The following is a 16793-nucleotide window of genomic DNA, read 5'->3' as shown; positions in this document are numbered from 1 at the left end:
CCTACTTCTCGTACGGAATGCCGTCGGCGGCCGGGGCCCGGACCCGGCCGACCAGACCGGCCACCGCGATGATCGTCGCCAGGTACGGCAGCATCAGCAGGAACTGACTCGGCACCGGCGTGGACAGACTCTGCATCTGCGAGGCCATCTGGGTCACGAACCCGAAGAACAGGGCCATGATCGCGCCCCAGCCCGGATGCCAGCGGCCCATGATCAACGCGGCCAGCGCGATGAAGCCGTTGCCGACGGTGATCTCCTTGGAGAACGCGCCGGTCGCGCTCAGCGTGAAGAAGGCGCCGCCGAGACCGGCGAAGACGCCGCCCGCCAGCACCGCCGACCAGCGGATGCCGACCACCGAGATCCCCACCGTGTCGGCAGCCTTCGGATGCTCGCCGACCGAACGGATCCGCAGTCCCCAGGACGTCTTGAACAGGACGATCCAGACCACCAGCACCGAGACCCCGGCCAGGTAGGCCAGGATCGTCTGCTCGAACAGCACCGGCCCGAAGAACGGCAGTGCCGACAACCCCGGGATGGCGATCTTCTCCAGCACCGGCGCCGCGTTGAACTCGCCGGACGCCGGCTCGACCAGCTGATCGAAGAGGAACCCGGTGACGCCGACGGCGAGCAGGTTCAGCACGACGCCGAGCACGACCTGGTTCACCTTGTACTTGATCGCGAACAGGGCCAGCAGGGCCGCCATCGCGACGCCGGCGAGCATCGCCGCGATCAGGCCGGCGGGCACCGACTTGGTCACGCTGCCGACCACCGAGGCGGCGAACGCCGCGGCCAGGAACTGGCCCTCGATCGACACGTTGACCACGCCGGCCCGCTCGCAGAGCACGCCGCAGAGCGCGCCGAAGATCAGCGGGGTCGCCACGGTCAGGGTGCCGGCCAGCTGGTTGCTGACCGGGAAGGGCAGGTCACGGCCGGCCGCGGCCCAGGCCAGGAAGCCGATCACGAAGGCGAGCCCGCCGACCGCACCGGCGACCGCCGGCCAGCGGCCGGGCAGCTTGATCAGATAGCCGACCCCGGCCAGCAGGCAGAGCACGCCGCAGACGGCGACCGTGGCCACGCCGGGGATCGCCAGCGTCGGCAGCTGCACCTCGTCGAACGCGTTGGACAGCGCGAACTTCGCCTCGCCCTGGGTGGACAGCAGGAAGATCAACAACAGGGCGCCGGCGACGATGATCAACACACCGGCGGAATAGCGCTGCCGCCGCTCCTCGGCGGACTCGGCCAGCTGTGGCGCCACCACCGCCGGCACGCCCTCGGTCACCGGGGCTGTCATGTCAGGGCTCCACTCGTCGGTACGACCTTGTCGGCACCCTTGTCCCGCAGCCCGCGTGCCTTGAGGAACGGCGCCACCGTGCGGACCAGGGCGGGCGCGGCGACGAACAGCACGATCAGGGCCTGCAGCACCGTGGTCAGGGTGAGCGGCGTCCCGGCCAGGCTCTGCATCGACAGGCCGCCGGCGTGCAGGGCGCCGAACAACAGCCCGGCCAGGACCGTGCCGAGCGGTCGGGCCCGGCCGAGCAGGGCGACGGTGATCGCGTCGAACCCGACGCTGCCGACCAGACCGATCGACAGCGGCACCGCGTACCCGTTGCTGCTCGGGGCCAGTGCCGCCAGGGCACCGGCCAGCCCGGCCAGCGCTCCGGCGATCGCCATCGTGATCATGGTCGTGCTGGCCACGCTCATCCCGGCCGTCGCGGCCGCGTTCGGGTTGGCGCCGACCGCCTTGATCGCGAAGCCGATCGTCGACCGCTCCAGGATCCACCAGACCAGCACCGCGGCCACGATGGCGAGCAGGAAGCCGAGGTGCAGCCGGCCACCGGTCAGCCTCGGCAGGGTCGCGTTCCAGTCCACCTCGGGCGAGATCGGGTCGGTCCGGCCGGGCCGCTGGAAGGCGGTCGTGGTGAGCAGGAACGCCAGCATGCCGGCCGCGATGTAGTTCAGCATGATCGTCACGATCACCTCGTGCGCGCCGGCCTTCGCCTTCAGCCAGCCGACGATGCCGCCCCAGACCGTACCGCCGAGGACGCCGGCGACGATGGCCACCACCAGGTGGATCACCGGCGGCAGGTGCAGCGCGAAGCCGACCCAGGCGGCCAGGATCGACCCGACGATCGCCTGGCCCTGGCCGCCGATGTTGAACAGTCCGGCCCGGAAGGCCAGCCCGACGCCGAGCCCGGCACAGATCAGCGGCGCCGCCTGCGCGGTGGTCTCGGTGATCGGCCCGTACCCGCCGAGCGAGCCGGCGAGCAGGGCCGAGTACGCCCCACCGACCTTGTCCGCCGACGCGGCCAGTGCGTCGCCCGGCCGGCCGAGGAAGTAGCTGAACGTGTTCCGCACGTCCGAGTCGGAAACGATCATGAGGATCGCGCCGATGATCAGGGCCAGCACGAACGCGACCGCGGTGGTCGCCACCTCCGACCAGGGCAGGCCGCGCAGCACCGAGCCGAAGCTGCGGCGCCGGCGGTTCGGGGTGCCGGAAGGCTGGGGTTGGGTGGCGGTCACCGCTGATCCTCCCCGTCGGGACCGGCCTGGTCGGCGAGCTGGGCGTCCAGGATGGCGTCCTCCTCGATCGCACTGGTCACCGACGCCGAGGCCATCGCCTCGTCCGCCGGCACTCCGGCCATCATCAGGCCGAGCACCTCGCGCGACGTGTCCGGGTCGACGATCCCGACGATCCGGCCGCGGTACATGACCGCGATCCGGTCGGCCAGCGCCGCCACCTCGTCCAGTTCGCTGGAGACGATGATCACGGCGGTGCCCTGGTCCCGTTCCTCGACCAACCGCTGGTGCAGGAACTCGATCGCGCCGACGTCGACGCCGCGGGTCGGCTGGGACGCGATCAGCACCGACAGCGGCCGGGACAGCTCGCGGGCCAGCACCAGTTTCTGCTGGTTGCCGCCGGACAGCGACGCCACCGGTTCCTTGATCGACTGGGTCCGGATGTCGAACTCGCCGACCCTTTCGGTGGCGTTCTGGTCGATCCGCTTCAGGTTCAGCGACAGGCCCTTGGCGTACGGCAGCTCGTCGAAGCTGTTCAGGACCAGGTTCTCGGCGACGCTGAAGGTGCCGACGAAGCCGTCGTGCTGCCGGTCCTCCGGGACGTAGCCGAGCCCGGCGTCGATCCGCCGCCGCGGCGACAACTGTTGGATCGGCCTGCCGTCCAGGAACACCTTGCCGCCGGCCAGCGGCGCGACCCCGATCAGCGCCTCGGCCAGCTCGCTCTGGCCGTTGCCCTGAACCCCTGCGATACAAAGGATCTCGCCGCCGCGGGCGGCCAGCGAAAGATCATCGACGACGACGGTGCCGTTCGGCGCGACGACCGTGGCGCCCTCGACCACCAGCCGGTCCGGGCCGACCTCGGGTTCTTCCTTCGCCACCTGCAGGCTGACCGCACGGCCGACCATCAGTTCGGCCAGCCGGGCCTCGGACTCGGCCGGATCGGCCTGGCCGACCACCTTGCCGCGCCGGATCACGGTGATCTTGTCCGCGATCGCGCGCACCTCGCGCAGCTTGTGGGTGATGAACACGATCGCCTTGCCCTCGTCCCGGAGCGACCGCATCACGGTGATCAACTCGTCGGTCTCCTGCGGAGTGAGCACCGCCGTCGGCTCGTCGAAGATCAGGAACCGGGCGTCGTTGGCGAGCGCCTTGAGGATCTCGACCCGCTGCTGGATCCCGACCGGCAGATCCTCCACCCGCGCGTCCGGGTCGACGTCGAGCCCGTACCGGTCGGACAGTTCACGGACCAGCCGGCGGGCCCGCCTGAGATCGAGCAGCGCGGAACGCTCCCGGCCCAGGATCAGGTTCTCCGCGACGGTGAACACGTCGACCAGCATGAAGTGCTGGTGCACCATGCCGATCCCGGCCGCCATCGCCTGCTTCGGGTTGCGCGAGACCAGCGGGACGCCGTCCACCTCGATCGAACCCCCGTCGGGCTGCAGCAGCCCGTACAGGACGTTCATCAGGGTCGACTTGCCGGCGCCGTTCTCCCCCAGCAGGCAATGGATCTCGCCCGGAACGATGTCCAGGCTTACGCGATCGTTGGCCACCAGCGAACCGAACCGCTTGGTGATCTCGATCAGCCGGAGCCCGTGACCGGGCTCCGGCGCAGCAGTGCTCGACATATCGCCCTCCGACTCAGGCGGTGGACGGGGACTACTTCGGCTGGGCCTTCGATTCGATCTTGATCGTCCCGGCCTGGATGTCGGCCTTGATCTTGTCCAGTTCGGTCTTCAGCTCGGCCGGGACCTTGCCGTCGAACTCGTGGAACGGGGACAGACCGGTGCCGTCGTTGGCCAGGGTGCCGACGTACGGCTCGTTGGTGAAGGAACCGTCCACGGCCGCGGCGATCGAGTCCTTCACCGCGACGTCCATCGCCTTGTAGACACTCGAGATCAGGTTCGGGCAGTACGCCTCGGCGCTGACACAGCCGTCGGTGTCGACCCAGATCGCGTTCACCTTGCCGCCGCTGGCCTTGGCCACCTGCAGCGCGCCCTCACCGGACGGACCGGCCACCGGGAAGATGATGTCCGCGCCCTGGCTGGACAGGTTCTCGGCGATCTGCTTGCCGCCGGCCACGTTGTCGAACGGCTTGTCGCCGGGCACGAACTGGCCGTCCTGCTTGGCCGCGTCCCAGCCGATCACCTGGACCGAGGCGCCCTTCTGCTGGTTGTAGTACTGCACGCCCTGGGCGTACCCGTCCATGAAGATCGTCACGGTCGGGATGTTGGCGCCGCCAAAGGTTCCCACCTTCTTGGTCTGCGACATCCCGGCGGCCAGGTAGCCGGCCATGAAGCTGGACTCGGCCGTGTTGAACTCGAGCGGCTTCAGGTTCTTCACGTCGGCGAACTTCGCCGGGTCGTTGAAGTCGACGATGGCGAACTCGACCTCGGGGTTCTGCTTGGCCGCGGCCAGGGTGGCGTCACCGAGCAGGAAGCCGACGGTGACGACCATGTTGCAGTCGGCGTCGACCATCGACTGGATGTTCTTGGCGAAGTCGGCCGTGTTGGTCGACTCGACCTGGCCGGTCTCGATGCCCAGCTCGGTCTTCGCGTCGGTCAGCCCCTTGTAGGAGGTCTGGTTGAACGACTTGTCGTCGAAGCCTCCGGCGTCGGAGACCATGCAGGCCTTGAAGTCGCTGGCGCCGGCCGGTGCCGAGCTCGACGTGCCGCCGCTGGGAGCAGCCGACGACGGCGTCGCCCCCGGCGGCTCGGCACAACCGGCCATCGTCAGGATGACCGCGGCCGCGATCGCGGGACCGGCAATGAGAGACTTCTTCACGTACTGCCTCCTCGGCGCGCTGAAACGTCCTCCCGAGCCCAGGATCAACGCCTCATCCTTGCCCTGGCTGTCGGGTCATTCCGCACTGTAATGGCAGATCGCTGGGGCCGAGAAACCCGCACGGGGTGGATACCCAGTTGTAACCATCGTTGCCGATGATCAGCGATCGACCCCGGCAGCCAGCCCCGCCAGCAGCCGTACCCCGGAGCCGATGCAGGCCTCGTCCACGTCGAACAACGGCGTGTGGATGTCGGGCACCCGGCCGACGCCGACCGGCCGGACGCCGAGCCGGGCCAGCGCGCCGGGCACCTCCCGGAGCATCCAGGCGAAGTCCTCGCCGCCGAGCGACTGCTCGGTCGGCTGCACGCTGTCCGGCCCGAGCATCGTGCGGGCGACGGCGGCCATCCGGCTCACCTGCTCGGTGTGGTTGACCGTCGGCGGCACGCCCTGGCTGATCACGATCTCGCAGGAGACGCCGTACGGTTCGACGATCTGGGCCAGCAGCGACGGCAGCAGGCCCTCCGCCTCCTGCCAGGCGGCCAGTTGCAGCGCCCGCAGGGTGCCCTCGATCTGGCCCGACTGCGGGATCGCGTTCGCCGCACTGCCGGCGTTGACCCGGCCCCAGACCAGCGAGACGCCGCCGCGCGGGTCGATCCGGCGGGACAGCAGGAGCGGCGCCTGGGTGGCCAGCGCGCCGATCGCGCCGACCAGATCCGCGGTCAGGTGCGGTCGGGAGGTGTGGCCGCCGGACCCGGTCAGAGTGACCTGGACCTTGTCCACGGCGGAGGTGATCGGCCCCGGGGACAGCCCGACCTGACCGACATCGGTGCGCGGGTCGCAGTGCAGCGCGTACACCTCGCTCAGGTCCTTGCAGGCGCCGTCGGCGATGGCGTCCAGGGCACCGCCGGGCGTGGTCTCCTCGGCGGGCTGGAAGATCAGCCGGACCCCGTTGCGCAGTAGGCCTTCGCGGCGCAGCCGGGCCAGCACCAGCGCCGTGCCCAGCAACACGGTCGTGTGCACGTCGTGACCGCAGGCATGGCAGGCGCCCGGCACCGTCGAGGCGTAGGCGGTCTGCTTGCCGTCCGAGATCGGCAGCGCGTCGATGTCCGCGCGGAGCCCGATCACCGGCGCGTCGCCCTCCGGCTCGAGGTCGCAGAGCCCGCCGGTGCCCACCGCGAGCACCCGGAAGTCCAGCCCGGCCTCGGCCAGCAGCGACCCGATCTTCGCCGTCGTCCGGTGCTCGGTACGGCCGATCTCGGGATGCGCGTGCAGGTCACGCCGGATCTCGACCAGCCGGTCCCGCAGAGCATCGGTGGCCGCAGAGATGGTTTGTTCCACCGCCCCAGTCTGGCATGACCGAAATCGAGCGCACTCGGGCCGAAAGCGGTGTTCCCGGCCCTTTTCGCGCCGAGTGCGCTGGATTTCGGTCATCCACAGCCGTGCACCCACCGAATCCCCCATCCACAGACTTTCTCGGGCCCGGCTGAAACCGCCTCCAGTTGCGCATAACCCGAACATGACCACGTTGTTCGTACCCCGGTCCCCGTACTTGAAACGCAAGCTGCTGCGCCTGGCCGAGCGCGGCGCCGTCGTCCGGCTCTATCCCGGGATCTACTGCGATCCCGGCCTTGCGACCTCGCCCGAGGTCCGGATCCACGGCGCCGCGCTCTGGTCCGGCGACGGCGTCCTGCTCGGCGCAGCGGCGGCCAGGATCACCTTCTGGCCGGACATCGCCGTGCCGGTCGTGTCCATCGGAGTCTCGTCCGATCGTGTACCGCCGCCCGGCGTCAGGCTGCACCGCGGCCGCATCGCGCCGGACCTGATCATGGAACGCCAAGGGCTGCGCTGCACCGTTCCGGCGCTGACCGCACTCGACCTCGGTGGGAACGGGATCGATGAAGCGCTTCGGCGTGGTGCGGTGACGCTGGATCAGCTCCACCAGGCCATCGCGACCAGCCCGCACCGCTACGGCAACCGGGAACGGCGCCTGCTGCTGCACGAGTCCCGCGACGAGCCGTGGTCGGAGGCCGAACGCCTGCTGCACCGGTTGCTGCGCAGAGCCAAGATCACCGGGTGGCGGACCAACGTCGAGGTCTGGTGCGGCTCCCAGCAGTACTTCATCGACGCGGCGTTCGGCCGGCTCCTGCTCGGGATCGAGGTGGACGGCTACGCGGTGCACGGCCAGCGGGGCCAGTTCGAGCGGGACCGGCAGAAGTGGAGCGACCTGACCGCGGCCGGCTGGACCCTGCTCCATTTCACCTGGCACCAGCTCGCCGAACGCCCGGACTGGGTGATCGAGACGATCCAGCGGACCCTGCGCCGAAAGCCACGCTGACCGAGATCCAGCGCACTCGGGCCAGAACGTGCCCTATCGCGCCGAACCTCCGAGTGTGCGCTGGATTTCGGTCATCCGCGGGTGGTGTGCCGATTCAGCGTGCGCGGGGTCGGTTCGAGCGGGATCGGCATGGTGGAGCGCCGCCGGACTCGGTGATCGCCGAAAGTCCATTGCCGCGCGGAGGGGGCGCGGTTAGCGTCGCCCCATGGCCGCCCTCAGAGAGATCGTGATCGACTGCCGGCACCCCGCGTCGCTGGCCCGGTTCTGGGCGGCGGTGCTGGACGGGTACGAGGTGCTGCCGTACGACGAGGCGGAGATCGCCCGACTGGCCGCGCTCGGGTTCACGCCCGAGACGGACCCGACGGTCGGGGTCGGCGGGCCGGGCCCGACGCTCTTCTTCCAGCTCGTTCCGGAGTCCAAGATCACCAAGAACCGGGTCCACCTCGACGTCGAGGCGCCGGACCGGTCCGCGGAGGTGGACCGGCTGCTCGGGCTGGGTGCCAGCGTGCACCAGGTGCTGGACAGCTGGACCACCCTGCTCGACCCGGAGGGCAACGAGTTCTGCGTGGCCGATCCCACCTGATCGGCAGGACCGACCGGTCAGGGGTGGTTCGCGCGGTAGAACATTTCGAACTGGATGCCGTCCGGGTCCTTGAAGGTGAGGACGGACCCGTAGTCGCGATCAGCGATCGGCGAACAGGTCACCCCGAGACGCTGAAAATGATCAAGCCAATCGTCCAGGCCGGCGCGGGTGTCGACCTTGAAACCCAGGTGGTCGAACCCGGTCCGTCGAGGATCGAAGGGTTCGCCCTGGTTCTCGTCGTGCTGCTGGAACTCGATGATCGTCGCCGTCGCGGGATGCAACAGCAGGATCCCGCGCCAACCGTCCCCGCTGGACCGGTCGAGCTCCTGGAGGTCGAAGACCCGAGACCACCACTGGGCGCTTCGGTCGGCGTCGCGGGCCGAGAACGAGATGTGTGAGACCTTGCTGAATGTCGGCATCGGACTTTTCCGGTCCAAGCTGTTGAGCGCAGGATGCGCCGGATCGGAGGCCCCGTCAAGAGGTTCAGCGGTACGCCCTCGACTGCAGCTCGTAGAGCTCCGCATAGAGATCACCGCGCTCGATCAAGGTTTCATGATCACCGACCTCGCGGATCCGGCCCTGGTCCAGGACGATGATCAGGTCGGCCATCCGGACCGTGGAGAAGCGGTGCGAGACGAGCAGCGTCACTCCGCCCCGGCTCCGGGCGTCGCCCGCCGCGGCGGTGAAGCGCTCGAAGAGGGCGTGCTCGGTCTGCGGGTCGAGCGCGGCGGTCGGCTCGTCCAAGATCACCAACAGCGGATCCGGCCGGATCAGGCCGCGGGCCAGGGCGAGCCGCTGCCATTGGCCGCCGGACAGGTCGATGCCGCCCCAGGCCGTGCCGAGCTGGGTGTCCAGGCGCTCCGGCAGGTCGGCCACCACCGGCCCGGCGTCGGCCCGGGCGACCGCGTCCGCGACGGCGTCCCGGTCGTCGATCCGGTCCAGGTCGCCGATGCCGACGGCCTCTCGGGCCAGGAACTCGAACGCCACGAAGTCCTGGAAGGTCGCGCTGACCCGGCGCCGCCACAGGTGCGGGTCGATCCGGTCCAGGTCGGTGCCGTCGATCATGATCGAACCCGCGTCGGGCTGGTAGAAGCCGGACAGCAGCTTCACCAGGGTGGTCTTGCCGGCGCCGTTCTCGCCGACCAGGGCGACCACCGCTCCGGCCGGCAACCGCACTGACACCCGGTCCAGCACCCCACGGCCGCCCGGCGCTCCGGGGTAGCCGAACGAGACGTCGGTGAGCGTGATCCCGTCACCCAACCGGTCCGGGATCGGCGCGGGATCGACCGGCCGGTGCCGCGCCGTCGCCGCATAGTCCTCCAGCCAGAGCAGGCGATCCGCCGTCTTCAGACCGCGGACGAAACTCGTCCCGTACGCCACGCCGACCATGACCATGCCGCCGAGCTGGGTGGCCAGCCCGACCGCCAGGACGACGTCGCCCGGGGTGGCCCGGCCGGCCAGTGCGAGCATGATCACGACGGCGACGGCGGCGATGTAGCCGGCGGCCGAGATCGCCGCGTCCAGCAGCCGGAGCCGGGTCGCCCGCCAGCCGGCCGCGTTGCGGATGCCGTTGACCTCGGCCGCGGCCGCCCGGTGCCGCCGGACCAGCTCGTCCACGGAGCCGAAGATCCGGAGCTCCTTGCCGGTGTCGGCCTCGGTACCGACGGCGAACAGGTGCCGGCGCCGGCGCTCCGACTCGCTGGTCGCCTCGTCGGCGGCGATCTCCAGGTCGGTGCTGCGCCGGCCGACCAGCACCGAGACCACCGCGATGATCAACAGCCCGAGCAGCACCGGATGGATGGCGGCCAGCATGATCGCCGACGCGATCAGGCCGACCAGCGCGCGGACGATGCCGGTGGTGGCGTTGACCATCGTGCCGAGGCCGTCCCGGTCCTCCCTGATCCGCTGCATCTGGTCCAGGTAGTCGGACCGCTCGTAGTGGGCGATCCCGTCGGTGCCGCCGGCCAGTTCCATCAGCCGCCGGTCGGCGAGCTCGCGGGCCCGTTCCAGCACGACGAAGACGAAGCTCACGTACACGAAGACGTTGAGCAGCGAGAGCCCGATCAGCACCGCGATCACCAGACCGGTGATCAGGCCGAGCCACAGGTCGACCTGCGCCACGGCGTCGATGATCAACTTTCCGCCGTACGCCAGCAGCGGCCCGAACGCCGCCATCAGCACGCCGGTGATCAACTGGCCGACCGCGGCACCGGGCGCGGCCCGGAAGCCGAAACCCAGCGAGATCCGGTAGGCCCGCCACAGTCGCCGGGCCTTCGTACCCCATTCCTTGATCATGATCAACTCCGTCCGGCGAAGCGTTCGGCCTGCAGCGTGAACATCCGGGCATAGGCACCACCGGCCGCCAGCAACTGGTCGTGATCACCGTCCTCGGCGATCACGGGGCCGCCGGCGTCGGGATCGAGGACGACGATCCGGTCGGCCCGGCGGACGGTGGAGAACCGATGCGAGATGAGCCAGGTGGTCAGACCCTCGGTCAGTTCCAGGAAGCGGTCGTAGAGCGCCGCCTCGGCCCGGACGTCCAGCGCGGCGGTGGGCTCGTCGAGCACCAGCACCCGGGCGCCGGCCTGGACCGCGAACATGGCCCGGGCCAGCGCGACCCGCTGCCACTGGCCGCCGGACAGGTCGACGCCGCCGGTGTACTCGCGGGACAGCACGGTGTCCCAGCCGTCCGGCAGCACCTCGATCACCGACTCCAGCCCGGCCCGCTGGGCGGCCAGCTCCAGCCGGTCCCGGTCACCGGCGTACTGCGGCGCGCCGAGGGCGATGTTGTCGGCGATGGTCAGGTGATAGCGGGCGAAGTCCTGGAACAGCACGGCCAGCCGGGACCGCCAGCCGTCCGGCTCCAGGTCGGCGAGGTCGATCCCGTCCACGGTGATCCGGCCGGCTGTCGGCCGGTACAGCCCGCAGAGCAGCTTCACCAGCGAGGTCTTGCCCGCGCCGTTGCGTCCCACCACGGCCAGCGACCGGCCGGCCGGAACGACCAGGTCGAGGCCGTCGATCGCCGCCCTCTCGGCGTTCGGGTAGCGGAACGTCAGGTTCTCGAACCTGATTTCTCGGCACGGCAGATCCTGAGGAACCTCGCGACGCCGGGTCAGCGCAGGCGCCCGCTGCGACGGCGCGTCCACCGCGTCCAGCCGGTCCGACATCGCCAGGACCTTGGGCACCAGCAGCGCCGCGGCGGCCAGGTGGGCGTTGTCGTCGTCGAAGGCCATGAACGAGTTCACGCCGGCGAGCGCCTGGACGAAGACCGCGACCGCCGCCAGGGAGAGCGCGGCCGGGCCGGGGCCGACGCCGAGGCCGGCCGCCACCAGCAGCCCGTACGAGAGCGTGTCGACGACGATGATCGCGAGAACGGAGCCACCGACGGACCGCGGATCCGGCCGCCGGGCCCGCCAGACCGGGCGCATCGCGGACAGCCAGGACTCCTCGAACCGGCCGATCAGCCAGTCCCGCAGGCCGAAGATCCGCAACTCCTTCGCCGGTCCTGCCTCGAGGACGAGGTCGCGCAGGTATTCGGAGCGGCGCAGCGCGCTGCTCTGGCCGTAGACGACGGCGCCGATCTTGACGTACTCGCGCTGCATCAGCAGCAACGTCAGCGGCCAGATGATCAGCCAGACGACGCCGAGCCACCACTGCAGGGCGAACAGGACGCCGGCCGAGGCGAGGGCCCGGAGCCAGGAGGGCAGGGCCCGCGGCAGCGCCTCGACGGCTCGGCCGGCCCGGTTCAGGTCGCTGCCGAGGCCACGGGCGATCCGGATCTCGTCCAGCGTCTCCGGATCCTCGAGGTGCGCGATGCCCTCCGGCCGGCCGACCGCCGCCATCACCCGCTCGGCGAGGTGGCTGTCCAGTTCCCGCCCGAGGGCCTGGCCCGCCGTCATCGCGACCGGCGCGACCATCCGGTCGACCAGCACCAGGGCGCCCACGGCGACCAGCAGCCGGAACGTCTCCGACATGGCGGCGGAGCCCGACCCACCCGCGATCGCCGCCGGGATCGACCCGATCAGCAGGCCGGTCAGCACCGCCGCCGCGACCGGCAGTGCCGCGGTCACCAGCACGGAGCCACCGAGGACCGCCGCCAGCCGACGGTCCAGCCGGGGCAGCAGCCGGAGCAGGGTGAGCACGCCGCGGCCTGACGAGGCCAGCCGGTCCAGCCGATTTCGCAGCATCATGGCGTCATGATGACATCATTTTGACGCCTACCGCAAGGCTCCTAGATGTCAGACCGCTCGGCCCAGTCCAGCCAGTCGGCCAGCGCACGGCGGATCGGCGTGGCCGCCGCACCGAGCCCCGTGATCGCCGAGCTGCCGACCACGAAGTCCTCGGCGAACTCGTACTCCATCTCCACCAGCTCCCGCGCGGTCCGATCGATCAGCCCGGCCGCCCGGACCATGATCATCGGGATCCGGCGGATCCGCGGCCGGTGCCCGGCCAGCCGGTACAGCTCGCCCACCATGGCCCGGGTGGTCCACGGTTCCGGGTCGGCCGGCAGGTGCCAGACCCGGCCGACTGCCTCCGGATGATCACCGAGCAGTACCAGGCCGGCGGCCAGGTCGGGCAGATAGCCGAAGCTGTGCCGGGTGTCGGGATCGCCAAGCAGGGTTGCCACCCGGCCCGCCCGGACGGCCGTGATCACCGGGTCGCCGAGCACGGTCCCGAGCCCGGCCTCGGGGCCGAAGTAGTCGGCAGCCCGCCCGGCAACGGCCTGCACCCGGCCGGCCCGGTGGGCGGCCCAGAGCTCGGCGTTCATGATCATCCGGACCCGACCCTTGCGGGTGTGCGGCCGCTCCGGCGTCACCTCGGTCAGCGGCTGCCCGTGCGACCGTCCGTAGGCATAGAGGTTGTCCACGACCACCAGCCGCGCCCCGGCCCGTTCGGCGATCCGGATGGCGGCGCGCTGCAGGTCCGGAAACTCCTCGGCCCACCGGTGATAGGCAGGATTGAGCGCCTGGTACACGACCCGGACCCCGTCGACGAGCCGCCGATCGGTGATGTCGCCGGTGACATCAAGAGCGATGGACTCGACGCCGTCCGGCAACCCCGCCGCACCGGAACGCGTGACCACGCGAACCCGGTCACCCCGTTCGGCGAGCCGGCGCGCGACGGCCCGGCCGACCGGCCCGCCACCCAGCACCAGGGACGTCATCGCCGCACCTCCCGCCGGACCAGCCCGAACAGCAGCAGCCCGGACCCGAGCGTGGCCACCAGTGCACCCGACGCACCGAACGTGGCGTACTGCCGCTCGACATCGACACCGATCGCGGCCGTGACCAGCCAGCCGGCGGCCATGATCACCGCACTGGCCCCGACCCAGGCCGCCCGCGCCCGGGCCGCCGCAGGCAGCACGACCGCCTGCGCCGCCCCGAGCACCAGCCCGGTGATCGCCCCCTGACCGACCAGCTCCGCCAGCGAGGTCCGGTAGCCGACCGCCGCCGAGCCGAGCACCAGGCCGGCCGCGGTGCCGATCATGGTGGCCAGCGGCCAGCGCACCGCAGGCAGCCGGTCACGCGCGGCCAGCGCCTGCCCGGAGCCCACGACCAGCCCGACCACGGCACCGCCCACCGCTGCCGGACCGGGGCCGTCGACCGGCCCGGCCACAGCGGTCGCCAGCGCACCGCCGATCGGGTAGCCGAACACGGTGGCACCCCAGGCCAGCCACCACAGCGATCTCTTCATGATCATCCCCCTGATCCCTAACACTGCACACCGTGCAGAGTAATCATCACTGTACACTGTGCAGCAATAGTCGACGAGAGGACGCGACGTGCCGGGACCGCGACGAGGCTTGACCGAGCCGGAGGTGCTGGCGGCCGCCTTCGCGGTGCTGTCGGACGGTGGGCCGGCCGCGGTATCGATCCGGGCGGTCGCGGCCGGCCTCGGCATCTCGCCGAACTCCGTCTACACCTACTTCCCGAGCAAGGCCGCCCTGCTCCAGGGCATGGCGGAGGAGCTGCTGGCCGAGCTCCGGCCGGGCCGTGGCAGGGCGGCGCCGCGGCAGCGCCTGACCACCCTCGCCGACCGGGTGCGGAGCCGGCTGCTGGCCCGGCCCGGCGCGATCGCGGTGATCATGAGCGCGCCGTTGACCGGACCGAACGCACTCCGGTTCGGCGAGGACCTGATCGCGATCTTCGTCGAGGCCGGACTGGGCGTGGCCGACGCGGCCCGGGCGAGCTACGCCTTCCAGGTGCAGGTGCTGGGTTCGATCGCGCTCGCCGAGGCCGGCCCCGCCGAGCGTTCCGTACCCGAGCTGACCGCGTTCCCGCTCACCGAGCAGAGCTGGCCGGTGATCGCGGGCTACGACTCGGCGGCCCAGTTCCGCTGGACCGTACGGCAACTGCTGGACGGCCTGATCGGACCGCCGGGTGGGGCTACCGTGTCGTCATGACGACCTGGAAGGACTTCGCCGAGGAATCGCCGAGGGTGTCCGGGCTGTTCGCCCGCCGCCACGCCGCGACCGGCAACCTCTGCCTGCTCGGCACCCTGCGTTCCGACGGCTACCCGCGGATCAGCCCGGTCGAGCCGCGGATCTTCGAAGATCATCTCGTGATCGCCGGGATGCCCGGCACCACCAAGTTCCGTGACCTCGGCCGCGATCCCCGCTTCACGCTGCACACGGCCACGGTCGACCCGCACGTGGCCGAGGGCGACGCCAAGCTCTGGGGCGTGGTGCACGACCTGCAGGACGAGGACCTGCACCGCCGGTTCGCCGACTGGCTGTTCGCCGACAGCGGCTTCGACCTGCGCGGCCGACGGTTCGACCCGTTCTACGTGGCCGACATCGAGGGCGCCTCCTCGGTGGAGATCGACGACGGGCTGTTGATCACGGTCTGGCAGCCCGGGCAGCCCGAGCGGGCGGTCCGGAAATGAGCCTGCCCGCGGCCTACCGGTTCCGGATCGGCGTTCCACCGGTGCCCGACTATCTGAGGCTGCGCAGCGAGTCCGGGCTCACCCCGCGCACCCGGGAGCAGGCCGAGCTGGCCCTGCCCGGCAGCTGGCGGGCCTGCCACGTGGTCCACGACGGCGGCGAAACGGTCGGCATGGGCCGCGTGATCGGCGACGGCGGCTGGTACTTCCACGTCGTCGACATGGCGGTGCTGCCCGCCCACCAGCGCCAGGGCATCGGCGACGCCGTGCTGACCTGGCTGGTCGACGAGATCCGTACCGCAGCGCCGCCGAAGGCCTTCGTCTCGCTGATGGCCGACCCGCCCGGCCGCAGGCTCTACGCCAAGCACGGCTTCACCGAGGACCGCGACCGCTCCATCGGCATGGCCCTCTGGACCTAGCGAGCGGCGTCAGCCGATGCTGCGGATCAGCCGCTCGGCGGCGTCGATGATCATGGTCGTCTCGTGCTCCCAGGCCGGCTCCTGACCCCGGTACGGGCCGGTAGCCAGCGAGATCGCGACGGCGGCGGCGCGCAGCCGCAGTTCGACCGGGTCGACCCGGGTGTCGAAGACCGGGACCCAGTCCCGGATCAGCCGGCTCACCCGGGCCGCCTGCTCGGCGTTCATCCGCTGCACCGACGACAGGTGCGCCAGCAGGCAGGCAAGATCATCGGCGCGCCGGCCGGGGCCGATCGTGTCGATGTCGAGGATGCCGCTGACGCCGGTGGCCGACACGAACAACTGACCCTCGTGGAAGTCGCCATGGGTCGGCTCGGTGCCGAGCGGGATCCCGGCCAGCCCGGTCCGGATCTGCTCGGTCAGCCAGTCCAGCCGCGGCCGCAGCGAGGGCAGCGCGGCGGCGACCATGGTCGAGTACTGCTCCACCGCGTCGGACCACGGGTTGCGCCGGCTCAGCGCGGCCACCTCGACCGGCATCGCGTCGAGCACGCCGATCAGCTGTTCGGCGGTGCAGGGCGGCTCCGGGTCGAAGATCGCCTGGGCCAGCGGCCGGCCCGGCAGTTGCCGCAGCACCAGCAGGAAATCCGGCGTCACCGCGGCGATCGGCGGCGCCGGCACGCCGGCCGCGAGCAGCAACTGGTGCCGCCGCACGGTCGGCTCGAACAGCCGCTCCCGGAGCACCTTGATGAAGAACGTCTCCGGCCCGGCGGCCGTGGTCACGGTCGCCCGCAGCACGGCCCGGCGGCGCGGCCGGTAGCCGATCATCTCGAGTTCGACCTGGCCCGGCAGCACCGGCGCCGACAGCACCTGGTGCGCGGTCAGCAGCTCGGCGACGTCGTCGGCGAACGCGGCCCGGACCAGGCCGGGCAGCTCCGGATCGCGCGGATAGAGCCAGACCGCGACCTCCCGCTCGCCGTCGGCGAAGATCACCGCGTTCTCGTCGCTGGTCGAGCGGCCGCCGGCGCGGGCGCTGGCCCCGAGCAGTTCGGTACGGCGGCCGAACGGCCAGTCCACCGTCGCCGTATAGGTGGCCGTCGTCGACCGGCGCGGATTGGCGTCGACGTGGTCCAACTGCCAGGAGATCAGCCGGCCGCCGCCGTGTGCCACCGCGGCGGTGAGCAGGTCGGCGACTTCCGGCGACGTGAGCAGGCCCGAGCCGTCGGGGTCGCGGGTGACGCTACTCATCACGGATCGATCTTCGCATGCCTGGTACGGGTGC

At 71.1% G+C, this 16793-nt stretch carries 16 protein-coding genes; 5 read left to right on the top strand and 11 right to left on the bottom strand.

What is annotated here, in order from left to right; translation table 11 throughout:
- Position 1: 1 nt before the first annotated feature.
- The 5 genes from AC6CCG_RS04385 to AC6CCG_RS04365 all read right to left on the bottom strand — a co-directional run bounded on the left by AC6CCG_RS04385 (position 2) and on the right by AC6CCG_RS04365 (position 6636).
- Positions 2-1291: an ABC transporter permease gene (locus tag AC6CCG_RS04385; RefSeq protein WP_496653232.1), complete on the bottom strand. Its 1290-nt coding sequence runs from the start codon at positions 1289-1291 to the stop codon at positions 2-4.
- Positions 1288-2520, bottom strand: coding sequence for an ABC transporter permease (locus AC6CCG_RS04380; RefSeq protein WP_496653231.1), 1233 nt, complete (start codon positions 2518-2520; stop codon positions 1288-1290). The genes AC6CCG_RS04385 and AC6CCG_RS04380 overlap by 4 nt, the downstream gene beginning before the upstream one ends.
- The gene (locus AC6CCG_RS04375) at positions 2517-4142 is read right to left on the bottom strand and encodes an ABC transporter ATP-binding protein (protein ID WP_496653229.1); all 1626 of its coding nucleotides are present in this window, start codon (positions 4140-4142) and stop codon (positions 2517-2519) included. Before AC6CCG_RS04375 ends, AC6CCG_RS04380 begins: the two co-directional genes overlap by 4 nt.
- Before the next feature lie 31 nt (positions 4143-4173).
- Positions 4174-5298 (bottom strand): BMP family lipoprotein, encoded by a 1125-nt coding sequence (locus tag AC6CCG_RS04370; protein WP_496653227.1) that lies wholly within the window; start codon positions 5296-5298, stop codon positions 4174-4176.
- 159 nt (positions 5299-5457) lie between these two features.
- Positions 5458-6636 carry an amidohydrolase gene (locus AC6CCG_RS04365; RefSeq protein WP_496653225.1) on the bottom strand — a complete coding sequence of 393 codons (1179 nt, stop codon included), beginning with the start codon at positions 6634-6636 and terminating at the stop codon, positions 5458-5460.
- A 178-nt stretch (positions 6637-6814) separates the two neighbouring features.
- On the opposite strand from AC6CCG_RS04365, the gene AC6CCG_RS04360 reads away from it, so the two are divergent.
- On the top strand, positions 6815-7633 hold the full coding sequence (locus AC6CCG_RS04360; protein WP_496653224.1) for a DUF559 domain-containing protein: 819 nt from the start codon (positions 6815-6817) through the stop codon (positions 7631-7633).
- Between the two features lie 205 nt (positions 7634-7838).
- Positions 7839-8216 carry a VOC family protein gene (locus tag AC6CCG_RS04355; RefSeq protein WP_496653223.1) on the top strand — a complete coding sequence of 126 codons (378 nt, stop codon included), beginning with the start codon at positions 7839-7841 and terminating at the stop codon, positions 8214-8216.
- A gap of 17 nt (positions 8217-8233) precedes the next feature.
- Here the strand turns inward: AC6CCG_RS04355 and AC6CCG_RS04350 are convergent, their stop codons facing one another.
- From AC6CCG_RS04350 to AC6CCG_RS04330, 5 genes are all read right to left on the bottom strand, one after another.
- Positions 8234-8635, bottom strand: coding sequence for a VOC family protein (locus tag AC6CCG_RS04350; protein ID WP_496653222.1), 402 nt, complete (start codon positions 8633-8635; stop codon positions 8234-8236).
- A 64-nt stretch (positions 8636-8699) separates the two neighbouring features.
- A complete protein-coding gene (locus AC6CCG_RS04345; RefSeq protein WP_496653221.1) occupies positions 8700-10511 on the bottom strand; it encodes an ABC transporter ATP-binding protein in 1812 nt (603 codons plus the stop codon).
- A 2-nt stretch (positions 10512-10513) separates the two neighbouring features.
- A complete protein-coding gene (locus AC6CCG_RS04340) occupies positions 10514-12406 on the bottom strand; it encodes an ABC transporter ATP-binding protein (protein WP_496653220.1) in 1893 nt (630 codons plus the stop codon).
- Between the two features lie 41 nt (positions 12407-12447).
- Positions 12448-13380, bottom strand: a complete 933-nt coding sequence (locus AC6CCG_RS04335) for an NAD-dependent epimerase/dehydratase family protein (protein ID WP_496653219.1) — start codon at positions 13378-13380, stop codon at positions 12448-12450.
- Positions 13377-13916: a hypothetical protein gene (locus AC6CCG_RS04330; protein ID WP_496653218.1), complete on the bottom strand. Its 540-nt coding sequence runs from the start codon at positions 13914-13916 to the stop codon at positions 13377-13379. The genes AC6CCG_RS04335 and AC6CCG_RS04330 overlap by 4 nt, the downstream gene beginning before the upstream one ends.
- Positions 13917-13998: 82 nt before the next feature.
- Here AC6CCG_RS04330 and AC6CCG_RS04325 point away from each other — a divergent pair, with 82 nt between their 5' ends.
- The 3 genes from AC6CCG_RS04325 to AC6CCG_RS04315 are packed head-to-tail and all read left to right on the top strand — an operon-like array spanning position 13999 to position 15517.
- Positions 13999-14619 (top strand): TetR/AcrR family transcriptional regulator, encoded by a 621-nt coding sequence (locus AC6CCG_RS04325; protein ID WP_496653217.1) that lies wholly within the window; start codon positions 13999-14001, stop codon positions 14617-14619.
- Positions 14616-15101, top strand: a complete 486-nt coding sequence (locus AC6CCG_RS04320; RefSeq protein WP_496653216.1) for a pyridoxamine 5'-phosphate oxidase family protein — start codon at positions 14616-14618, stop codon at positions 15099-15101. The genes AC6CCG_RS04325 and AC6CCG_RS04320 overlap by 4 nt, the downstream gene beginning before the upstream one ends.
- Complete coding sequence (locus AC6CCG_RS04315; RefSeq protein ID WP_496653215.1) at positions 15098-15517, top strand: GNAT family N-acetyltransferase; 420 nt, start codon at positions 15098-15100, stop codon at positions 15515-15517. The genes AC6CCG_RS04320 and AC6CCG_RS04315 overlap by 4 nt, the downstream gene beginning before the upstream one ends.
- 9 nt (positions 15518-15526) lie before the next feature.
- On the opposite strand, the gene AC6CCG_RS04310 is transcribed toward AC6CCG_RS04315, so the two are convergent.
- Entirely contained in the window at positions 15527-16759 is a 1233-nt protein-coding gene (locus tag AC6CCG_RS04310) for a phosphotransferase (protein ID WP_496653214.1), read from the bottom strand.
- Positions 16760-16793: the final 34 nt, after the last annotated feature.

This window comes from Microlunatus sp. YIM B11417, assembly GCF_059617205.1.
This window is presented reverse-complemented; position numbering and strand designations above follow the sequence as displayed.